This window comes from Trichocoleus sp. AS-A1, from assembly GCF_039962015.1.
GTDB lineage: Bacteria > Cyanobacteriota > Cyanobacteriia > Cyanobacteriales > FACHB-T130 > FACHB-T130.
Map to the genome: position 1 here is coordinate 218,533 of NZ_JAMPKG010000002.1, position 18,795 is coordinate 237,327.

Consider the following 18,795-nt stretch of genomic DNA (forward strand, 5'->3'; position numbering starts at 1 on the left):
TTCTTGAATCTTGCTAAATTGCAGGCTTTACGCCCACCCTGACTAAGGGCAGCGCCTCAATCCAGCAGCTTATCCTCAGGGACGATTTCACATCTGAAACCAAGTAAATTTACAGGGCAAATCGTATAAGGCAAGCAAATACTTCATTATGCCACGCAATTACCAAATGTCTAAGTTAGCCAAGAGATACCTGATGGATGGGAGCAAAGCAGGGCTAAATTTAATCATTTTGGGATTGAACCAGTGGAAATTATTGCCATTGTTCCAATTCCGACAACCAGTGCCGAACCAAAGTGATAAAGCGATCGCGTCGAGTTTCAAAATTAGCGGCAATCGAGATAAAACTGATACCGACTATCAACCCGATCACCCACTTGAAAAAGGAGTAACGGAAAACAAAAATCACTAACTGATAAAAAGCAGTCAGTAAAAAAGTGGCGGTACCAACGTAGAGAAATGCCCGGACTCGGAAAGCCAATCCAGCAAAAATGAATAAAATACTCAAAATTCCCGGTATCAATCCAGTTTCTTGGTGTAGCAAAAATGCCGCTCCACAAATTACCCCAGCGCCTACGCAACGAAATAGGTGGCGAGTCTGTTTGCGATTTGGTAGCGTCAGCCCAGAGTCGACTTGGGCAATATACAGCCAGGATAAGCCAATCGGCATAACGTACCACAAGTAATCGAAAAATTGTAATTCCAAAAACCACCGAAAAAGTGCCCAATTAATCAGTGCTAGGCTGATATAAGTAAAGCGAATTTGATTGGATAATTTGGCAATAAAGATATAAAATGCCGCTGTTATGAGCAAGCTAATCGGGTGAATTTCTACTCTGGTTTCCCAAATCATCACCAGTGGCAGAATATATGCCGCGTGCAGCCAAGGTCTTTTAGGCCATCCCCACTTCTCCCAAGGCAAAATATACAGAAAATAAGCCCAAACACAAGAAATCGGGGCTTTCCAGGGAACTAATGGCCCAGCCCAGAACTGCTCAATGGCTGTATAAAGCCAAAATATTCTGATGACACCTACTTCTAATAAACCTAGGTAAACCCAGACTTCTGCAATGGTAATCCTCCAGTTTTCACTGAATAAGGAAGGTGCTGAATTTTCCTCTGTCTTTAAAGGGAGTTGGGAACTTTCCCTGTTTTTTGGGAGGGAAGAAAGGGGAAATCTGCGACCTTGAAAAATCGCGTATCGGATTAAAAACAAGCCAGTTCCTAATCCGAGAATTCGGCTAGCTGCAATGGGATTACCAATCGCCGCGATGAGTAAGCAACTGCTCCAAGCCCAATGAAGATGGGCAATTACTTTCAGTTTTTCAGCAGTAAGGTGTAAGTAATTTAGAAGCCAGGGGAATAGCAGGCGATAGGCATACATGATGCTGGTGCCGAGGGCGGACATGACAATGAACCCATCGCCCAAAGCTCCACCTGATGCTTGTAAAAGTTGATAGAACAAAAGTTCGTAGGCAGAAATGGATACTCCCAGAAGTCCCAAATAGAGGATGGGTTTAAGTTCCTGCCGTCGTCTGCCAACTCCAATCGCAATGAACGCGATCGCAAGCGTACACAATCCCGTCCAACTGGTAAAAGTATCCCACCGCAGAAGTGCCCCCAACACGCCGTATAGTAGCGGCAGGATATGCCACCTGTTCGGAACACTTTCGATTTGCGATCGCCGCCGCCATGCTTCTCCCAAAAGCTGCGTGCTTAAACCTAAGACGATATTTGCGATCGCTAAATTCATCACCGAGTGTTCCAAGAAGCCCAGCGTCTCGGCTGTCAACAGTTCTAAACCCCAACCCAGTCCATAAAATGCCCAATGATTCGACTGTTGCCAACTGCGATAAGCGATCGCCCCAATTGTCAACGTAACCGCAAGTAAATATTCCCCACTTGGAGAAACAACCCCTTGGTAGAGAAAAAGCGAATGCAACGTTAGCATCAACAGCTCAAAAATACATAACGCGATCGCCCAACTCTCAACCGCTTGTGCATAAAGTGCCGCTAACGTCCCATGACGACGCATCAGCCAGGTTCTGGCAAGCCATAAACCCACCAGCGCGATCGCTCCGGCTAAAAACCAACCCGGTACCGAAAGGGGCGGCACTCCAGGCACGCCATCCCCCAGCAGCACACCGAGAAAACTCAGGCTAAACCCGACTGTAATGACGGCTGCTGCCAGATGCCGCAAATAGCGCGTATTCACCAACATCAGCCCAGTTGCCATTCCTAAGCTAATGAATCTACCTCCAGGTAGCACGAATGTGAGAATTTGTAGCATTCCCAAACTGGCGACACTCAACCAACTCGCCAATGTGCGTTGCTTTCCAGCAGTTTGACTGGCAACTCCGGTTAATGCCAAAGGTGTAATTAGCCAGAAAATTGCCCACTGCTGACGGCTAAAGGCATCGTCCCCGAATAAGGAAACATTTGCTAACAATAATTGATAACTGAGTCCCGCCAGCCCTAAACCGATGTGCCAAGCACTTTGCTTCCACAGAAGTGCTGAGGAGGGTAGGAGGACGTGAAGCGTCCATTCGGCAACCATCACCGCCAACAAAATGCTTGCCCAAACTTCTTGGGGCAGATTGGGAAAAAAGCGGTCAATTGTAGAGAATAGCGTCAGCAACCCCACCAAGTGAGTGGAATACACCAGACTGACCCTAGTGGGAAGTCGGCGCTGTGTCACAATTGCCAGTGTCACAGTCGAAAACAACAGATTGAGCGATCGCAATGTGGGATTTAGTAAACTAATTAAACTCAGCACCGCCCCAAAAGTGAGTGCCAGTTGTTCGCCAAAAGTGGCTAAATCGGTCTTAGAAGCTCGATGCAGCCAATCGCTTACCCCGACGATAAAAATAATGTAGGGAAATAAAACCAGGCTCAGCAAAGCCCAAGGAACTGTTTCCGAACCCGTCAGTTGAGTGCCAGTTGCGATCGCCCATTCTTGCACGGAAGCAGGAACTAACCGCCAAACCAGCCAAATCGTCTGTAAGCCAATCCCTAAAAATGCTGCCAGATCAACCTGTAGCCAAAAACGCTGCAATCGGCTGAAGAAAAACCACAAACCCAATCCGCTAACCGCTGTTGCTTGCCAGGGAACCGTTGTTCCTACCGAAACCAGCCAACCGAGGCACAACAAACTACCGCCAACTTTCTCCCACGGCAATGGGAGTGATTCGGTGGATGTTTCCGGTTGCTGTTGCGATAACCACACCACCAGCCAGCCACAGATACCAAGGGCTAACCCCAACTGCGTTACAGGTACTTGGACAATAAAAATTGCTCGTACCAGCAGCACCACCAAGGCATAAATCACTACCCCGGCTGGCAACTCAATCCCGATTCCCTTTTTTTCGATAGTCCCCGCAGGCTGTCGGTGACGAACTTGATAGAACGCGAGGAGGGACGTTCCCACCATTCCCAGATAAATGGCGATGACTGGAAAGCCTGACAAATTCCAGCCCCAATGCAGGTAACTGAGTCCCAGGATATTCAATGCTGATAACGCTTCTAGTAGTTTCAGCCGTCCAGAAGTCGCCAATCGCCAATTTTTCAATACTTGGAAAGTAATCCCCGTCAGGACAACGGATGCGATCGCAACTACTATCAGATTGACGGGATTCTGCCACAACCCAAAGCTATCCATTGCCCAGAAATTCACGGGCATTAACAGTAGGGTGACAATTTGCAACGTCTGCGCCGTCAATTGCAAACTGGGTTGGCGATTCGCCCAAGCGCTTACCCGCCAAAAAATCAAGGTATACGCTAATAAAACCCCATACTGCCCAGCAGCAGGAAATCTTTCCCATTGAGTGGCGGCTAGCACCCCGGAGGACACCACCACCATGAACACTCCCAAAAACAGCAGCCACCGGACGCTGAGTTCTGCCATCAGCGACTGCCATATCCCTGGGATCGCTTTGGGATGTTGGCGAGAAGCATTCTTACCAGCAGCACCTGGTAGTAACTGCGAATCAGAAGATATCGTAATTTGAGGCGTTACTTCAGGCGTTGGTTTGGGCGTTACCGCAGCGGGTGGCAACGCACAAACCAAGTATTTTTGACTTAAATCGCTAACCTGAGCCTCAGAAATCAAACCCAAGCGCAGCCAAACATCTAGTCCTTCCAATAACTGAGGCTGCGAATTGCTAATCGTTACTTTAATGTTGATGGAGCGGTCATGTGAAGATGACATCGGCAGCCACCCTAAAGATGAATACTCAAATCATCTTCTTGATTGAAGGATTGGCTGTGGTTATTGTGACACTTTAGGGTATTGAAAGCACGCTTGTCCGGCGGGCACTGTCCACCAGACTCTTACTCTTTATCTTTGTCCCCTAGTGCTTCTTTTTGCTGCTGATAGCGCTGTTTAAACAGACGTTGCTGTAGCTGGTGTTCCACAATCGGAGCGGGATAATTACAGCGATCGCGTTCATTCGCCGGTATCTTCCCACTGACGAGATATTCTGTATTTACAGACCTGAGTTCTGGCACCCATTTCCGGATATATTCCCCGTCTGGATCGAATTTCTGCGATTGAGAAGCTGGGTTAAAAATTCGGACTGGTTTGGGGTCCATCCCGCTAGAAGCACTCCACTGCCAGCCGCCATTATTCGCCGAAAGATCCCAGTCATAAAGCTTTTGCATGAAGTATTTTTCCCCCAAGCGCGGATCGATCAGCAAGTCTTTAGTGAGAAAACTGGCAACAATCATCCGACAGCGGTTGTGCATCCAGGCTGTTTGATTCATCTGGCGCATTGCTGCATCGACAATCGGGTAGCCGGTTCTCCCCTCGCACCAAGCTTGGAAATGTTCTGGATGGTTGTCATAAGGGAAATTTTTGAGCGTTTCCCGGAAGGCACCCTCGGCTAATTCTGGGAACCAATACATCGCGTGTTGATAGAATTCTCGCCATGCTAGTTCTTGTTGCCATGTGCGGATATGGGTGTCTTCTTCATCGCTGCGGCTGTGTTCTAACACCTTTAGCGTGGCATCCCAAACGGTGCGAATGCCGATTACGCCAAATTTCAAAGCGGCGCTGAGTTGAGAGGTGCCGCTAACTGCTGGAAAATTCCGTTGTTCTTTATATTCTGCGATCGCTTGATCGCAAAAAGCTGCCAGTTTTTCTTGCGCCGCCTTCTCTCCTGGCGCACTCACCAGTTTATTTTCCCAAATAAATCCTAAATCCTGAGCCGTAGGCAGTTCACGCGCACCAGCTTGTTGCGCTTTCTCCTGTTCTTCTGGTGAGAGTCCCTCGGCATTGTGGAGTTCTGCTGCGGGTTTAGCCTTGGGTTTACTACTCCAATTTCTCCAGAACGGAGTATAAACCGTGTACGGCTGATTAGAACCTGAGCGAATCTCCTCTGGTGCGTGTAATAGCTGATCCCAGTGATTTTGGACAAAAATACCCTTTTCTTTCAGGACTTCGCTGATAGCGCGATCGCGCTCTTTTGAATAAGGCTCGACATCCCAATTCCAAAATACAGCCTTCGCATTCAGCGCCGCCGCCAAAGCTGGGATGGCTTGAGTCGGATTTTCATGAAGGATCAACAACTGGCTACCAGCCTTCGCGTAGCGTTCTTGGAGTGACTGCAAACTGCCAATCATATAAGTCACTCTGGCTGGTGCCACATCATCCCTGTTCAAAATATTCGGATCTAAGCAGAAAACCCCTACCACCTTTGGACTTTGCTGCCGTGCAGCAGCTAATCCTAAATTGTCCGAAATGCGTAAATCGCGGCGGTGCCAAAACAAAATCAGGTCAGACATTCAATCCTTGCTTTTCAAATAACTTGCTTATGTTTGACAGTTTAAAAGGTGACAACAGCGTGTGTATCACTCCTGCGAGTGACTGCAAACTAAACGGCTATAACAATCCTCAATGATTCGTGAAGGCGAGATCCGCGACTTTAAAGAAGTCGCGGATCTGAACCGCTGGTATCTTACAAATCAAACAAGATTCCTATATAGCGTTTCTCAGGTGGGTGGAATATATTGCAGTTCTAATGCTCAATAGAGACATAGCAATGCCATGTCCCTACTGATGTATCGCACCTAATTGAGAATTGAAATAATCTTATATCTGGCTATTAAAATATAAAAAATTAGCCAACTTAAACTGGCTAATTTTGTGTAGTCGCAGACTTTAACCTAACGAACTATTGTAAAAAAGGACGAGCTAAGAAAAAACTAGAAATCGATTTAGCATCTACTGGTTCACCCGCCAGAATTGCTTGCTCTAATTCCTGGGGAGTCATCAAAATCGTTTCAATATCTTCGTCAACATCTTGACTGGGAGGTATCTCCAAACGTTCTAAATCTTGCGCTAAAAAAGCGTAAATAAATTCATCTGAATAACCGGGAGCAAGGGAAAACTTACCTAAATTTTGCCATTTGTGAGCGCGATATCCGGTTTCTTCTTCAATTTCGCGCTTAATAGTCTCCTCTGGAGCTTCATTCGGTTCTATCGTTCCAGCCGGGAACTCCAAAAGACGCCCCTGTACAGCAAAACGATACTGCCTCAATAGGATCAACTTCCCTTCTGAGGTTACAGGAACAGCAAGCGCACCACCAGGATGCCGAATGCATTCCCAGTCTCCTTCTACTTGGTTCGGGAGGCGCAGACGGCTGACTTCAAAATTAAATTTACGCCCCTGGTAGAACAAGCGTTGTTTGAGGACTTCAGGGGGTTCTTGACCCAGTGCCATAGGAAACTACAAACGACGGACTTCTGAACAGTCTACAGCCTGAACGAGTTGCGCGATCGCACATCCAGAAACTGGATCGAGCCAATCTGGTGCAATTTCCGCTAAAGGCACCAGCACAAACGCTCTTTCTCTCATCCGAGGGTGAGGCAACTGGAGAGGCGGAACCTCCCCACCCTGAGTGTCCAAAATCACATCATCAAAGAGCAATAAATCAAGGTCAAGTGTTCTCGCCCCCCAGTTCTCATGACGGACGCGACCAAAGCGATCTTCAATTGCCAACAGGGTCTCTAACAATTGCTGAGGCTTCATCTGAACGTGCAGCAGGGCACATCCATTCAAATAATCTGGTTGAGGTGGCCCTACAGCCTTCGTTTGATACCAACTAGACTGGGCTTGCAGAGTAATTCCAGGAGTTCGGTTCAGCGTTTCTAGAGCAGCCTCTAGAGTGGCGCGGGAGTCGCCGAGGTTGCTACCAAGAGCAACTGCGCTTCGCCCACCCTTTGCTAACGCAGCTTTTGCGTATGTCATGATTCCAGCCTGACCCCTTCAGGTGCGGCTATAAAGAAACTTAGCCTGCCTACACAGGCTAAACAAACTCAGTCGAATCGAAGATTAGGACTCTTAGCTGTTTGAAGCTCCTCTGCCCAAAACTTGCTGTTTTAAGGTCTGGAAGTCTTGAGATAGTTCTTTGCGGCTTTCAGCAGTAAGTAGGTAACGATAAACAAACCAAGCCGTATATCCAATGCCAATGAGCTGTAGGGTTGGCGCTATCAACGGCAAGCTATGAATCGCCGCCAGCAAAGCTACTGTTATTCTTAATGTGACTAACACTGCTAAGAGTAGTCCAAGGGTAACGAGCGATCGCTGGTAGGAGGAAAAAAAGTTGCCCGCATAACTTGGCATCTTTTCTAAAAACCTAGCGATTTGTGCCCACACCTGCTGCACTTGCCCAGTATAGGCTTGAGTAGACGACACTTGTAACTCCGAAGGTGTTGCTTCTACGTTTTGTACATTGACTTCTACTGAAGGATTTTCAGATTCGAGCCTACTTTCAGAAGAGGGAGTTTCAGGATTCATATCAATTTTTGGGAATGACAACAACTTGATGTCTTGGTTGGTTATGGGAGTGTTTCTTCTAGTTCTGCTTTTTCTAATCAAAAAGTGAAGAACAGACTCTGCTACCAAGTTATTATCTATTGGGGTGATAAAAATCAAGCATCCTGAGGTACAAGTAGCAAAACTACCAAGCTGGAACACCGAACGCTCGATTTTCTCCTTTAAAAATTGACAAGCTTTCCCGCAACCGGCTGTAGCATTGGTTCAGCACTCTATAGAAAGCTCTGTGAAACTCACTCAGTCCACTATCGATCTCACTCAAGCAGCAGCTAGTGAAATAAAGCGTTTGCAATCCAAGCGTCAAAACGCCAACGCTCTATTATTTCGTCTAGCAGTTCAATCAGGTGGTTGTTCTGGCATTTCCTATACTTTCAGCTTTGATGAAGCTGTGAAGCCGGACGATAGACTGTATGAATGCAATGGCATTAGAGTATTGGTTGATGCTCAAAGCCTAGCCTACCTCAATGGTCTCACCTTAGATTACTCAGAGGATCTCATGGGTGGCGGGTTTCGCTTCCACAACCCAAACGCTAAAGAAAGTTGTGGTTGCGGTAATTCTTTCTCTATTAATGAGCCGCTTGCCGACTCTGCCACCCCAGAAGCTTAATCTCCAGCTCCTTTAAATTGACAGAACCCCTGACAGATGATACACTCAGAATTTGTCTGCATTTGGAACTAGCAAGGATTCAGTAACCCCAGTAACTCATGCCCACAATCCAGCAGCTCATTCGTAACGAGCGCCTAAGTACACAGAAGAAAACTAAGTCACCAGCCCTAAAAAGCTGCCCCCAACGTCGTGGTGTCTGCACCAGAGTATATACAACGACGCCTAAAAAGCCAAACTCAGCCCTGCGGAAAGTGGCAAGAGTCCGTTTGACTTCAGGTTTTGAAGTAACGGCATATATTCCTGGCATCGGTCACAATTTGCAAGAACACTCGGTTGTGATGATTCGGGGGGGACGGGTTAAGGACTTGCCCGGAGTCCGTTACCATATTATTCGCGGAACCTTAGATACCGCCGGGGTTAAGGATCGCCGTCAGGGTCGTTCTAAGTACGGTACAAAACGTCCCAAGGCAAAGTAAGCGGAGTGCCTATCTGCATTGGTACAGTCACAATTGATGGCTTCCGTTTTGCAGAAAAGACAAAACGCTCATACGGCTCGAAAGCTCCCAAATCTCGTGCCAATTGCACAGGAAATGTGTGAAGATATCCGCTTACGAGCGGATGCCGATGAACCCCCGGTATAGGTGGTAGAGTTGAATTGAGGATGTTTTTACTGGATTCCGTGCGGGAAGACGCATCAGAGATGTTGTAAACACGTAGATAAGCACCCGTTAAAGCGAGTGTATGCGAATCCAGTAGGATGTATCCAAATCCGTAGAAGGTTGCTTCAGTTCCTCAAACCAAAAAATTGGGAAATTAATGCGCCAGGGAGACAACCGTTGCTGGCATTTAGGGAAAACCTCAATGTCCTCAATGTAGGTAGGGAAGAGTTTCACAGTCGGGCGAAATCTCTACCTTAGTAGAAGGCGGCTCTCAAGAACCCGCAAAGACTTGTTGAAAAAAATCCCATCTCAGGCACGAACATTGGGAGGGATCGTAAAAATTCTGTATTTTATTCATTGAAGGCTTAGTATGTCTCGTCGTACCGTTGTTAAAAAGCGTCCTGTTCCCCCTGATTCGATGTATAACAGCCGTCTTGTCAGTATGATGGTGCGGCGGATTATGCATAGTGGCAAGAAATCTATTGCGACTGGGATTATCTATGATGCGCTAAAAACCATCGAAGAACGGATTGGAGCAGATCCCCTAGAGACTTTTGAGAAAGCAGTTCGGAATGCGACCCCTTTGGTGGAAGTCAAGGCTCGTCGAGTGGGTGGTGCCACCTACCAGGTGCCAATGGAAGTCCGCCCTGACCGTGGAACTGCGCTAGCGCTGCGTTGGCTAATTCAGTTTGCTCGTTCTCGCCCAGGCCGCACAATGGCTGGGAAGCTCGCAAATGAGCTGCTTGATGCCGCTAATGAGACAGGGAATGCGATTCGCAAACGCGAAGAAACTCACCGAATGGCTGAAGCGAATAAGGCGTTCGCCCACTATCGATACTAAGCACTACTACAGACGCGAGATCGGTTATTGCGACTGTTTTGCTCGCGTCTGTACGAGCTGAAAATCTTAAATAAAGTATACAATTTTAAACGAGATAGAACGCATAGCACATTACTAGCTATGCGGCACAGAGGAAGGAGGTAGCTGTGGCACGTACCGTCCCGCTAGAGAGAACACGCAACATCGGAATTGCTGCCCATATTGATGCGGGCAAGACAACAACAACAGAAAGGATTCTGTTCTATTCCGGTATCGTTCATAAAATTGGCGAAGTCCACGAAGGCACAGCAACGACTGACTGGATGGAGCAAGAGCGGGAAAGAGGTATTACCATTACCGCCGCTGCGATTAGCACGAGCTGGCGGAATCACCAAATCAACATCATTGATACCCCTGGTCACGTAGACTTCACGATTGAAGTAGAACGTTCAATGCGGGTGTTGGATGGCGTGATTGCTGTGTTCTGCTCGGTGGGAGGCGTGCAGCCTCAATCTGAGACTGTATGGCGACAGGCAGATCGGTATAAGGTGCCTCGGATCGCTTTTATCAACAAAATGGATCGGACTGGAGCGAACTTTTACAAAGTTTATAACCAGATACGCGATCGCATGCGGGCAAATGCTGTCCCCATTCAAATTCCTATTGGTGCTGAAAGCAACTTTGAGGGAATTGTAGACCTAGTTCGGATGCGAGCCTACCTCTACAAAGACGATCAGGGCAAAGAAATTGAGGAAATAGACATTCCTGCAAACCTTCAGGAGGTAGCCCAAGAGTACCGCACTAAGCTCATCGAATCTGTAGCAGAAACCGATGATGCCCTGACGGAAAAATATTTGGAAGGCGAAGAACTAACCGAACCAGAGATTCAAAAGGCGTTGCGTAAAGGCACAATTGCTGGCACAATTGTCCCGCTGTTGTGTGGTTCTGCCTTTAAAAATAAGGGTGTCCAGCTGCTGTTAGATGCCGTGGTAGATTATCTACCCGCTCCTATTGACGTTCCTCCAATTCAAGGACTATTGCCAGATGGCACTGAGGTAGTAAGGCACGCTAGCGATGACGAACCAGCGGCTGCTTTAGCTTTCAAGATTATGGCAGACCCCTATGGACGCTTGACATTCATTCGGGTATATTCTGGCGTAATCAAAAAGGGCAGTTACATCCTCAACTCAACCAAAGATAAAAAGGAACGTATCTCCCGCTTGATCGTTCTCAAAGCTGACGAACGAATCGAAGTAGATGAAATGCGGGCTGGTGACTTAGGTGCAGCTTTAGGTCTGAAAGAAACCTATACGGGCGATACCATCTGTGACGAAAACTCACCAGTGATTCTGGAGTCTCTGTTTATACCAGAACCTGTAATCTCCGTAGCAGTGGAACCCAAAACTAAGCAGGATATGGAGAAGCTCTCCAAGGCTCTGCAATCGCTCTCAGAAGAAGACCCGACGTTCCGAGTTCACATTGACCCAGAAACTAACCAGACAGTAATTGCGGGGATGGGCGAACTGCACCTAGAGATTCTCGTAGATCGGATGATGCGAGAATTCAAAGTAGAAGCCAACGTTGGTGCGCCGCAAGTTGCCTACCGCGAAACCATTCGCAAAGCTGTCAAAGCTGAAGGGAAATTTATCCGTCAGAGCGGTGGTAAAGGTCAGTACGGTCACGTTGTGATTCAAGTCGAGCCAGGAGAGCCGGGGACTGGTTTCGAGTTTGTCTCCAAAATTGTTGGGGGTATAGTACCTAAAGAGTACATAAACCCAGCAGAGCAAGGGATGAAAGAAGCCTGCGAATCGGGTATTGTAGCTGGATATCCGGTGATTGACCTCAAGGCGACGATGGTGGATGGCTCTTACCACGAGGTAGATTCCTCAGAAATGGCTTTCAAAATCGCAGGCTCAATGGCGATTAAAGAAGCTGTAATGAAGGCTTCACCAGTGCTATTGGAGCCTATGATGAAAGTTGAGGTGGAAGCTCCAGAAAACTTCCTTGGGGATGTGATGGGAAACCTCAACTCCCGTCGCGGTCAGATTGAAGGCATGAACTCGGAACAAGGCATTACAAGAGTAACAGCCAAAGTTCCGCTTGCAGAGATGTTTGGCTATGCGACGGATATCCGGTCGATGACTCAAGGGCGGGGTATCTTCTCAATGGAGTTTAGCCATTACGAAGAAGTTCCTCGCAACGTGGCTGAAACCATCATCGCCAAGAGCAAAGGGAACACATAAATCGGTCTGTAGTCTTTGGTCAGTTGTCAGTAGAAAAGCCAACTGACAACTGACAACTGACAACTGGCAAAGGAAAAAGGAAAAAGGAACAGGTAATACATGGCACGCGCAAAGTTTGAACGCACTAAACCCCACGTCAATATCGGCACGATTGGTCACGTTGACCACGGTAAAACGACCTTAACCGCTGCCATTACGATGACTCTGGCAGCAATGGGTCGGGCGAAAGCAAAGGGTTATGCCGACATTGATGCAGCGCCGGAGGAAAAGGCTCGCGGTATTACCATCAATACCGCCCACGTTGAGTATGAAACCGAATCTCGCCACTATGCCCACGTGGACTGCCCAGGTCACGCGGACTATGTGAAGAACATGATCACGGGTGCAGCTCAAATGGATGGTGCCATTCTGGTGGTGTCGGCGGCAGATGGCCCCATGCCTCAGACGCGGGAACACATCCTCCTGGCTAAGCAAGTTGGCGTTCCCCGGCTAGTTGTCTTTTTGAACAAGCAAGACATGGTGGACGATGAAGAATTGTTGGAACTGGTAGAACTGGAAGTCCGGGAACTGCTAAGTTCTTATGAATTCGACGGTGACAATATTCCCATCGTCGCCGGCTCGGCGCTACAAGCGTTGGAAGCGATGGCTGCCAATCCCAAGACCCCACGGGGTGAGAATGAGTGGGTAGATAAAATCTACAAGTTGATGGATGAGGTCGATGCTTACATTCCTACTCCAGAGCGGGATATTGATAAGCCCTTCCTGATGGCTGTGGAAGACGTATTCTCCATCTCAGGGCGTGGTACCGTTGCGACTGGCCGGATTGAGCGGGGCAAAGTCAAAGTTGGGGAAACTGTTGAGCTGGTGGGAATTCGAGACACTCGGAGCACAACAGTAACTGGCGTGGAAATGTTCCAGAAGACCTTGGATGAAGGGATGGCTGGCGATAACGTCGGCGTTCTACTTCGGGGTTTGAAGAAGGAAGATATTGAGCGGGGTATGGTGCTAGCCAAGCCTGGTACAATTACTCCTCACACTCAGTTTGAGTCTGAAGTGTACATCCTTCAGGAAAAAGAAGGCGGTCGGAAAACACCGTTTTTTGCTGGCTATCGTCCTCAGTTCTACGTGCGGACAACCGACGTAACTGGAACCATCAAAGCTTTTACCTCGGATGATGGCTCTAACGCCGAGATGGTGATGCCAGGAGACCGGATCAAAATGACCGTTGAGTTGATCAACGCGATCGCAATTGAGCAAGGGATGCGCTTCGCGATTCGTGAAGGCGGTCGCACCATTGGTGCTGGCGTCGTCTCCAAGATCCTAAAGTAGGATTTTGACCAACAAATAAGGAGCAGAAAAGCATATGCTTTTCTGCTCCTTATCTATGTCCTTGAAATCAGATGCTAAACTCCAAGAGCTGTACGTGTACGGCAAAAAACCGCCGTTCTAGTAGCAACTAAAACCTAACAAATAACCACTAATTAGAACCTGGACAACTGAAAATGGCAACTATCCAGCAGCAAAAAATTCGCATTCGCTTGAAGGCTTTTGACCGGCGTTTGCTTGACACCTCTTGCGAAAAGATTGTCGATACGGCAAACCGGACACAGGCAACAGCTATTGGTCCCATTCCCTTACCAACCCGGAAGAAAATTTACTGTCTTTTGCGCTCTCCTCACGTTGATAAGGATTCGCGGGAACACTTTGAAACTCGGACTCACCGCCGCATCATTGACATTTATCAGCCCACCTCCAAGACAATTGACGCTTTGATGAAACTGGATTTGCCAGCAGGCGTTGATATTGAAGTCAAACTTTAAATACACGCTCTTGTGAGTCTGCATTCGACGAAGCCCTTTAGAGGTATCTCTAAAGGGTTTTGTCGTTGGGAATCTAGGAAAGAGATCGGTTAAAGTAAGTAAAGAATCGCACGTACAGCAAGTATAGGGACAATGGCATCCTCTTCCTCAATCGCAGTTCGAGAACTCCCCCTGTTTCCACTGCCCGAAGTGGTGCTATTTCCAGGGAGACCTTTACCGCTACATATTTTTGAATTTCGCTACCGAATCATGATGAACACGATTCTGGAGAGCGATCGCCGTTTTGGGGTTTTGATGTGGGACCCAGTTCAAAGTAAACCAGCCGCCGTGGGATGCTGCGCTGAAATTATCCACTTCCAGCGTCTTCCCGATGACCGAATGAAAATCTTGACCTTGGGACAGCAGCGGTTTAGGGTCTTAGAGTACGTCCGCGAAAAGCCTTATCGCGTCGGTTTGGTGGAATGGATTGAAGACCATCCACCAGAAAAAGACCTCAGAACCTTAGCCTCTGAGGTTGAACAACTGCTCAGAGATGTGGTACGGCTCTCATCCAAGTTGACCGACCAAGACATGGAGCTACCAGAAGACTTGCCCACCCTCCCCAGAGAATTATCCTACTGGGTTGCCAGCAATCTTTACGGGGTGGCATCTGAACAGCAAGCCCTTCTGGAAATGCAAGATACGACAACCCGCCTAGAGCGAGAAGCCGAAATTCTCACTTCTACTCGCAATCATCTCGCGGCTCGTACCGTCCTCAAAGATGCGCTCCAGTAAGTTTCATTAGTTGTTAGTCATTAGTCTTCAATGATTAGTTCAGTGCAAAAACCTTAACTAATCACTGATTCAGAACTAATGACTAAGGACTAAACACGAGCATCTGCTCGCAAGTCATACCAGCCATACCAGTGACGAACTGCAAGCCATACAGCGCCCAAGAGAGCGGCTACGCTGAGAGTGAGTCCCGTGTAAGGAACGACGAGTCCTAAGACTGGCACAACCGCACCAGCAATCGTGCAAATGACGGCGGCAAGAGACGCACGGCGGTTTGACCCCAATCCCCACGCTAAGGCTAGCAAGACGATAGAGATGAGAGTCCAAGCTACCTTGACATCAATCAGGCGGCTAAGATAAGTCAAAGTTAGCAGACAAGCGAAGAAAATACCGCCAGCGATCGCTACATTTCTGAGGCTCATGGGTAGCGACATATAAAGCAATAATATCCACCACAAGAATACGGCTGGTGCGAGTAACAGCAACCGGGGAAGGATACCTGTGTTGCGAATTGGGCCAGTCGAAGTAAAGACACCAAATGGATTTTGGACTGAAACGTTGTCGTCAAATACCCAGGTGAATCGAGTGCCTTGTCCCTCAACCTTACTTTCTGTGGGGATAATCCCACTAGCAAAATCCGCTCCAGGGAAGTTCGCCAGCGCGGTGAGGCGGAAATTGGAGAGTAATTGCCCGGTGGCACTATAAACCCAGCGCGGCCCGCCTTGAGCTTTATAGCTGACTTTAAAACTAGCTACTTGTCCAGGTTCGAGACGGAATGGAAAACCATAGTCACCGGGATTCGCTTGCTGAAGCCGAGTCCCGTCCCGCTCTACCTTATAGCTTTGCAGCAGTGAGTAACCGGCAGGCGGCGGGACTTCAAAGAAAAAATTGCTAACATCGGTCAGCGGGTTGGTAACTTTATAATCGGCACTGTAGTCAACGCGATAAATTGCGTGACGATCTTGGGCATCTGTGCTTTGGTCAATTTTTACCTGAACTTGCGATTCGCTCAGAGTTAGCAAACGGCTAACTTCTCGCGTATCGTTGACTTTGACGATTTTACCCTCAACTTGAGTGGTATAAGTGTAAGGCTCTTTGAGGACATAGCGCACTTGGGGTGCAGGTTGCTCTAGCCTGTCACCGGCAACACTGGCAGCTACCTGAGCGACCCGTGCTTGTTCCCAGTGGTGGTAGCGATTGCCTAAAGTTGAGCTAAGAAAAAATCCTCCCACCATTAGAATTAAAACCAAGGCAGCGTGGGGTAAACTTCGCAATAATCGAGAGTAGCGAACCACCCATTCACCCATGAAAAGCGCTTGTTCTGGTTGATCTCGACGGAGAGAGAAATTTAGCAGCGCGATCGCAATTCCCAACGCACCAACTAGAAACACAATGATGAGGAAGGTACTCAGTACCTGCCCCCCAAATTTCATTAGCTCAGCCGGATGCGTTAAATCGGGCAATCCGGGAATGCCTTGAGCAGATTGAAACATAAAAGTTTGGGATTTTGTAGAGACGCTCGATATAGCGTCTGGTTTGAGTTTTAGAGACTACAGTCCCAAGGCTAGAGTTTCCCTACCGGCAGAATTGAATAGCTACCAAAGATTTTGAGCGTTTCGGTATAGGTGGATAATTCTTCTAAGGCAGATTGAACCGATGCCTCTGTAGTGTTCGCTTCCAAGTCAATAAAGAACAGATAGTCGCCAAGACTCCGCTTCGTCGGGCGAGATTCAATTCGACTCAAGTTAATGTCGCGACTGGCAAACACTTGAAGCAGTTTGGCGAGTGCCCCAGGCACATTGGCAGGAACGCTGAACGCCAAAGAAGTACAATTGCCTCCGGTAGCGGGTTGTAAACTCAGCACCCAGAACCGCGTGTAGTTGTCAACATAATCATTAATCGGGCAAACCAGAATCGGTAGATTGTAGAGTTGAGCGGCTCTAGAGGAAGCGATCGCTCCCGCTGTTTTGTCCTCATCCAGATACTGTAGCGCCTCTGTCGTCGCATTTGTTGGCACCAGCTGCACCTGCGGCAGAAACCGCTCCAGCCACCCCTGGCACTGAGCCAAAGCCTGTGGGTGAGAATAAACGGTCTGAATTGCCTCTAAATTCGGCGCTCGTGACATCAGAGCATGAGAAATTGGCAGTACCAAAGCTTGTTGAATTTGCAGCGTATCTAACTGCCACAGGGTATCCAACGTTGTCGTAACACTGCCCTCAACCGAATTTTCTACCGGCACCACAGCTAGATCCACTTGTCCCTGCGCTGCGGCTCGGAGTGTCTGAGCAATGCTGGGATAGGGACATAACAACGCTTCCTTTCCCATCTGGGTTAGCCAGCTAACATAAGCCAAAGCAGCAGCTTCTGCGTAAGTGCCAGGAGGTCCTAAGTGTGCAACGGATACGACCATTAAAGCTAGCCCTTTATTTTTCCGTGATAGTCATTCTGACACCTTTTTTACCTTTCTCAGAAAGTCGGTGCTAACGAGGCTGTCCCTCGCAAGGGATAGAGTGGAGCTACTTTATGCCCTATCCCAGTGTCTATTTCTTATGCCTCCGAAAGAGGAGACCTGCTTCATAAATTTTTATAATTACAGAATGCTTTAGTTGATGCCTTCTTTACTAGGACGGATTTTAGCTCCAGAAAAAATTCTGTCCGCTTTTTTAAGAACTGTAAAGTAAAATTAATTTAATTTAGCGTACAGAATTACATTCTGTTACCATCCTCTCATGCAAACTCAATTTGTTGCCTCCCAATCTGTTCAAATTGCTGTTCCGGAACAACCTGTTCCCATTCAGCATTATTTGCGCCAGCCCCAACGTCTTGTGCAGGCTCTAGTCGATCCGACTCGAATTGAACAACTCAGTGACGAGCTTTTTCGTTTGAAAATGCGTCCCTTAAGCTTTATGACCCTGAGCATTCAACCAATTGTGGATTTAAGAGTATGGGCAGAGTCGGATGGAACAGTTCATTTAACATCTACAAATTGCGAACTGCGTGGTGTTGAATATATCAACCAACGCTTTGCTCTCAATTTAATTGGTAAGCTTTCTCCGTGCGAATTGAATGGAACAACTCATCTCAAAGGAAAAGCAGATTTAGAGGTCAAAGTAGAGCTGCCGCCGCCTTTTTTGTTTACCCCTAAGCCGTTTTTAGAAGCGACTGGAAATGCTCTACTCAAAAGTGTACTGTTAACTATCAAACAACGATTGATGCATCAGTTACTTTTAGACTATCGTCGGTGGGCAAACGCTACTAATTCTCAGTCCTCTGCAATTAGCAATCAGCCTTCTGAAAGTTTTGAGTTTTGAAATTATTAGAGCGGTTTTGCTCGTTTTATCTGTTGTCTCAGCAATATGTTTGGATAAACCCGCTTGTACTCAATTGCTCAGGAGTAGGGCATCAGTAAATTGTTTTTATTGATTACCCACCCGACAGGGACTAAAAGACATTCGATGCAAGCGCGAAGGACCGTATTGTTGCAGAGCTAAGAGATGCGGAGCAGTACCGTAACCTTTATTAGCTGCTAAATGATAGGCAGGATACTGGGTGGCGAAACGCATGATTAAGTCGTCGCGCCACACTTTGGCAACAATGCTGGCCGCAGCAATGACCAGCGATCGCTCATCACCCTTCACAAGATTCTGTTGCGGTACCGCCAAGTCTGGCAGCGACCACTTCCCATCAACCAGACACATCTGCGGCTGCACCTTTAGCTTAGTGACAGCCCGCTTCATCGCCAATAACGACGCCTGCAAGATGTTGATCTGGTCAATTTCCTGATTGTTGGCATAGCCGATTTTCCAGTCAAGCGCGATCGCTTGAATGTGTTCTGCCAGTTTGCTGCGCCGATAGCTAGACAGCTGTTTGCTGTCTCTAACCCCAGCGGCTGCAAGTTCCTCAAAAGCAGACTTGGGTAGAATTACAGCCGCCGCTACCACCGGCCCAAATAAGGCTCCGCGCCCCACTTCATCCACACCGGCAACCAGTTCCCAATCGCCAGCTAACTCTGGCAGATCTGCTAGGTTGAAATTCGGTTTACG

Annotated in this window: 17 protein-coding genes; 9 read left to right on the top strand and 8 right to left on the bottom strand. The window is 47.8% G+C overall.

Going from position 1 to position 18,795, the window contains the following annotated elements; translation table 11 throughout:
• Nucleotides 1-250 precede the first annotated feature (250 nt).
• The 5 genes from NC994_RS02615 to NC994_RS02635 all read right to left on the bottom strand — a co-directional run bounded on the left by NC994_RS02615 (nt 251) and on the right by NC994_RS02635 (nt 7,793).
• On the bottom strand, nt 251-4,204 hold the full coding sequence (locus NC994_RS02615) for a DUF2157 domain-containing protein (protein ID WP_190441022.1): 3,954 nt from the start codon (nt 4,202-4,204) through the stop codon (nt 251-253).
• 122 nt (nt 4,205-4,326) lie between these two features.
• Nucleotides 4,327-5,778, bottom strand: coding sequence for a deoxyribodipyrimidine photo-lyase (locus tag NC994_RS02620; protein WP_190441025.1), 1,452 nt, complete (start codon nt 5,776-5,778; stop codon nt 4,327-4,329).
• Nucleotides 5,779-6,167: 389 nt separating this feature from the next.
• Entirely contained in the window at nt 6,168-6,716 is a 549-nt protein-coding gene (locus NC994_RS02625) for an NUDIX hydrolase (RefSeq protein WP_190441028.1), read from the bottom strand.
• 6 nt (nt 6,717-6,722) lie between these two features.
• Nucleotides 6,723-7,244, bottom strand: coding sequence for a 2-amino-4-hydroxy-6-hydroxymethyldihydropteridine diphosphokinase (gene folK / locus NC994_RS02630; RefSeq protein WP_190441031.1), 522 nt, complete (start codon nt 7,242-7,244; stop codon nt 6,723-6,725).
• Nucleotides 7,245-7,337: 93 nt separating this feature from the next.
• On the bottom strand, nt 7,338-7,793 hold the full coding sequence (locus NC994_RS02635) for a CAAD domain-containing protein (protein ID WP_190441034.1): 456 nt from the start codon (nt 7,791-7,793) through the stop codon (nt 7,338-7,340).
• A 265-nt stretch (nt 7,794-8,058) separates the two neighbouring features.
• Between NC994_RS02635 and NC994_RS02640 the strand changes: the two genes are divergently transcribed.
• The 8 genes from NC994_RS02640 (at nt 8,059) to NC994_RS02675 (ending at nt 14,755) form a co-directional block, all read left to right on the top strand.
• Nucleotides 8,059-8,439: an iron-sulfur cluster assembly accessory protein gene (locus tag NC994_RS02640; RefSeq protein ID WP_347275865.1), complete on the top strand. Its 381-nt coding sequence runs from the start codon at nt 8,059-8,061 to the stop codon at nt 8,437-8,439.
• Nucleotides 8,440-8,537: 98 nt separating this feature from the next.
• Complete coding sequence (rpsL, locus tag NC994_RS02645; RefSeq protein WP_190415413.1) at nt 8,538-8,915, top strand: 30S ribosomal protein S12; 378 nt, start codon at nt 8,538-8,540, stop codon at nt 8,913-8,915.
• An 18-nt stretch (nt 8,916-8,933) separates the two neighbouring features.
• Nucleotides 8,934-9,080 carry a hypothetical protein gene (locus NC994_RS02650; protein WP_190415411.1) on the top strand — a complete coding sequence of 49 codons (147 nt, stop codon included), beginning with the start codon at nt 8,934-8,936 and terminating at the stop codon, nt 9,078-9,080.
• A 388-nt stretch (nt 9,081-9,468) separates the two neighbouring features.
• Nucleotides 9,469-9,939 (top strand): 30S ribosomal protein S7, encoded by a 471-nt coding sequence (rpsG, locus tag NC994_RS02655; RefSeq protein ID WP_190415409.1) that lies wholly within the window; start codon nt 9,469-9,471, stop codon nt 9,937-9,939.
• Between the two features lie 146 nt (nt 9,940-10,085).
• Nucleotides 10,086-12,161, top strand: a complete 2,076-nt coding sequence (gene fusA, locus NC994_RS02660) for an elongation factor G (RefSeq protein WP_190441036.1) — start codon at nt 10,086-10,088, stop codon at nt 12,159-12,161.
• A gap of 99 nt (nt 12,162-12,260) precedes the next feature.
• Nucleotides 12,261-13,490 (top strand): elongation factor Tu, encoded by a 1,230-nt coding sequence (gene tuf, locus NC994_RS02665; RefSeq protein WP_190415405.1) that lies wholly within the window; start codon nt 12,261-12,263, stop codon nt 13,488-13,490.
• Between the two features lie 173 nt (nt 13,491-13,663).
• Nucleotides 13,664-13,981 carry a 30S ribosomal protein S10 gene (rpsJ, locus tag NC994_RS02670; RefSeq protein ID WP_190415403.1) on the top strand — a complete coding sequence of 106 codons (318 nt, stop codon included), beginning with the start codon at nt 13,664-13,666 and terminating at the stop codon, nt 13,979-13,981.
• 132 nt (nt 13,982-14,113) lie between these two features.
• A complete protein-coding gene (locus tag NC994_RS02675) occupies nt 14,114-14,755 on the top strand; it encodes an LON peptidase substrate-binding domain-containing protein (RefSeq protein ID WP_190415401.1) in 642 nt (213 codons plus the stop codon).
• 89 nt (nt 14,756-14,844) lie between these two features.
• Here the strand turns inward: NC994_RS02675 and NC994_RS02680 are convergent, their stop codons facing one another.
• On the bottom strand, nt 14,845-16,245 hold the full coding sequence (locus tag NC994_RS02680) for a hypothetical protein (protein WP_190441040.1): 1,401 nt from the start codon (nt 16,243-16,245) through the stop codon (nt 14,845-14,847).
• Nucleotides 16,246-16,316: 71 nt separating this feature from the next.
• Nucleotides 16,317-17,162 carry a prephenate dehydratase gene (gene pheA / locus NC994_RS02685; protein ID WP_190441043.1) on the bottom strand — a complete coding sequence of 282 codons (846 nt, stop codon included), beginning with the start codon at nt 17,160-17,162 and terminating at the stop codon, nt 16,317-16,319.
• 319 nt (nt 17,163-17,481) lie between these two features.
• Between pheA and NC994_RS02690 the strand changes: the two genes are divergently transcribed.
• Nucleotides 17,482-18,063: a DUF1997 domain-containing protein gene (locus NC994_RS02690; protein WP_190415395.1), complete on the top strand. Its 582-nt coding sequence runs from the start codon at nt 17,482-17,484 to the stop codon at nt 18,061-18,063.
• A 105-nt stretch (nt 18,064-18,168) separates the two neighbouring features.
• Here the strand turns inward: NC994_RS02690 and NC994_RS02695 are convergent, their stop codons facing one another.
• Complete coding sequence (locus NC994_RS02695) at nt 18,169-18,768, bottom strand: ribonuclease HII (RefSeq protein WP_199299825.1); 600 nt, start codon at nt 18,766-18,768, stop codon at nt 18,169-18,171.
• Nucleotides 18,769-18,795: the final 27 nt, after the last annotated feature.

Bases quoted from the DNA above. Each gene is read 5' to 3' on its own strand.
- NC994_RS02615 (WP_190441022.1), bottom strand. From the start codon at position 4,204: ATGTCATCTTCACATGACCGCTCCATCAACATTAAAGTAACGATTAGC.
- NC994_RS02620 (WP_190441025.1), bottom strand. From the start codon at position 5,778: ATGTCTGACCTGATTTTGTTTTGGCACCGCCGCGATTTACGCATTTCG.
- NC994_RS02625 (WP_190441028.1), bottom strand. From the start codon at position 6,716: ATGGCACTGGGTCAAGAACCCCCTGAAGTCCTCAAACAACGCTTGTTC.
- folK (WP_190441031.1), bottom strand. From the start codon at position 7,244: ATGACATACGCAAAAGCTGCGTTAGCAAAGGGTGGGCGAAGCGCAGTT.
- NC994_RS02635 (WP_190441034.1), bottom strand. From the start codon at position 7,793: ATGAATCCTGAAACTCCCTCTTCTGAAAGTAGGCTCGAATCTGAAAAT.
- rpsL (WP_190415413.1), top strand. From the start codon at position 8,538: ATGCCCACAATCCAGCAGCTCATTCGTAACGAGCGCCTAAGTACACAG.
- rpsG (WP_190415409.1), top strand. From the start codon at position 9,469: ATGTCTCGTCGTACCGTTGTTAAAAAGCGTCCTGTTCCCCCTGATTCG.
- tuf (WP_190415405.1), top strand. From the start codon at position 12,261: ATGGCACGCGCAAAGTTTGAACGCACTAAACCCCACGTCAATATCGGC.
- rpsJ (WP_190415403.1), top strand. From the start codon at position 13,664: ATGGCAACTATCCAGCAGCAAAAAATTCGCATTCGCTTGAAGGCTTTT.
- NC994_RS02675 (WP_190415401.1), top strand. From the start codon at position 14,114: ATGGCATCCTCTTCCTCAATCGCAGTTCGAGAACTCCCCCTGTTTCCA.
- NC994_RS02680 (WP_190441040.1), bottom strand. From the start codon at position 16,245: ATGTTTCAATCTGCTCAAGGCATTCCCGGATTGCCCGATTTAACGCAT.
- pheA (WP_190441043.1), bottom strand. From the start codon at position 17,162: ATGGTCGTATCCGTTGCACACTTAGGACCTCCTGGCACTTACGCAGAA.
- NC994_RS02690 (WP_190415395.1), top strand. From the start codon at position 17,482: ATGCAAACTCAATTTGTTGCCTCCCAATCTGTTCAAATTGCTGTTCCG.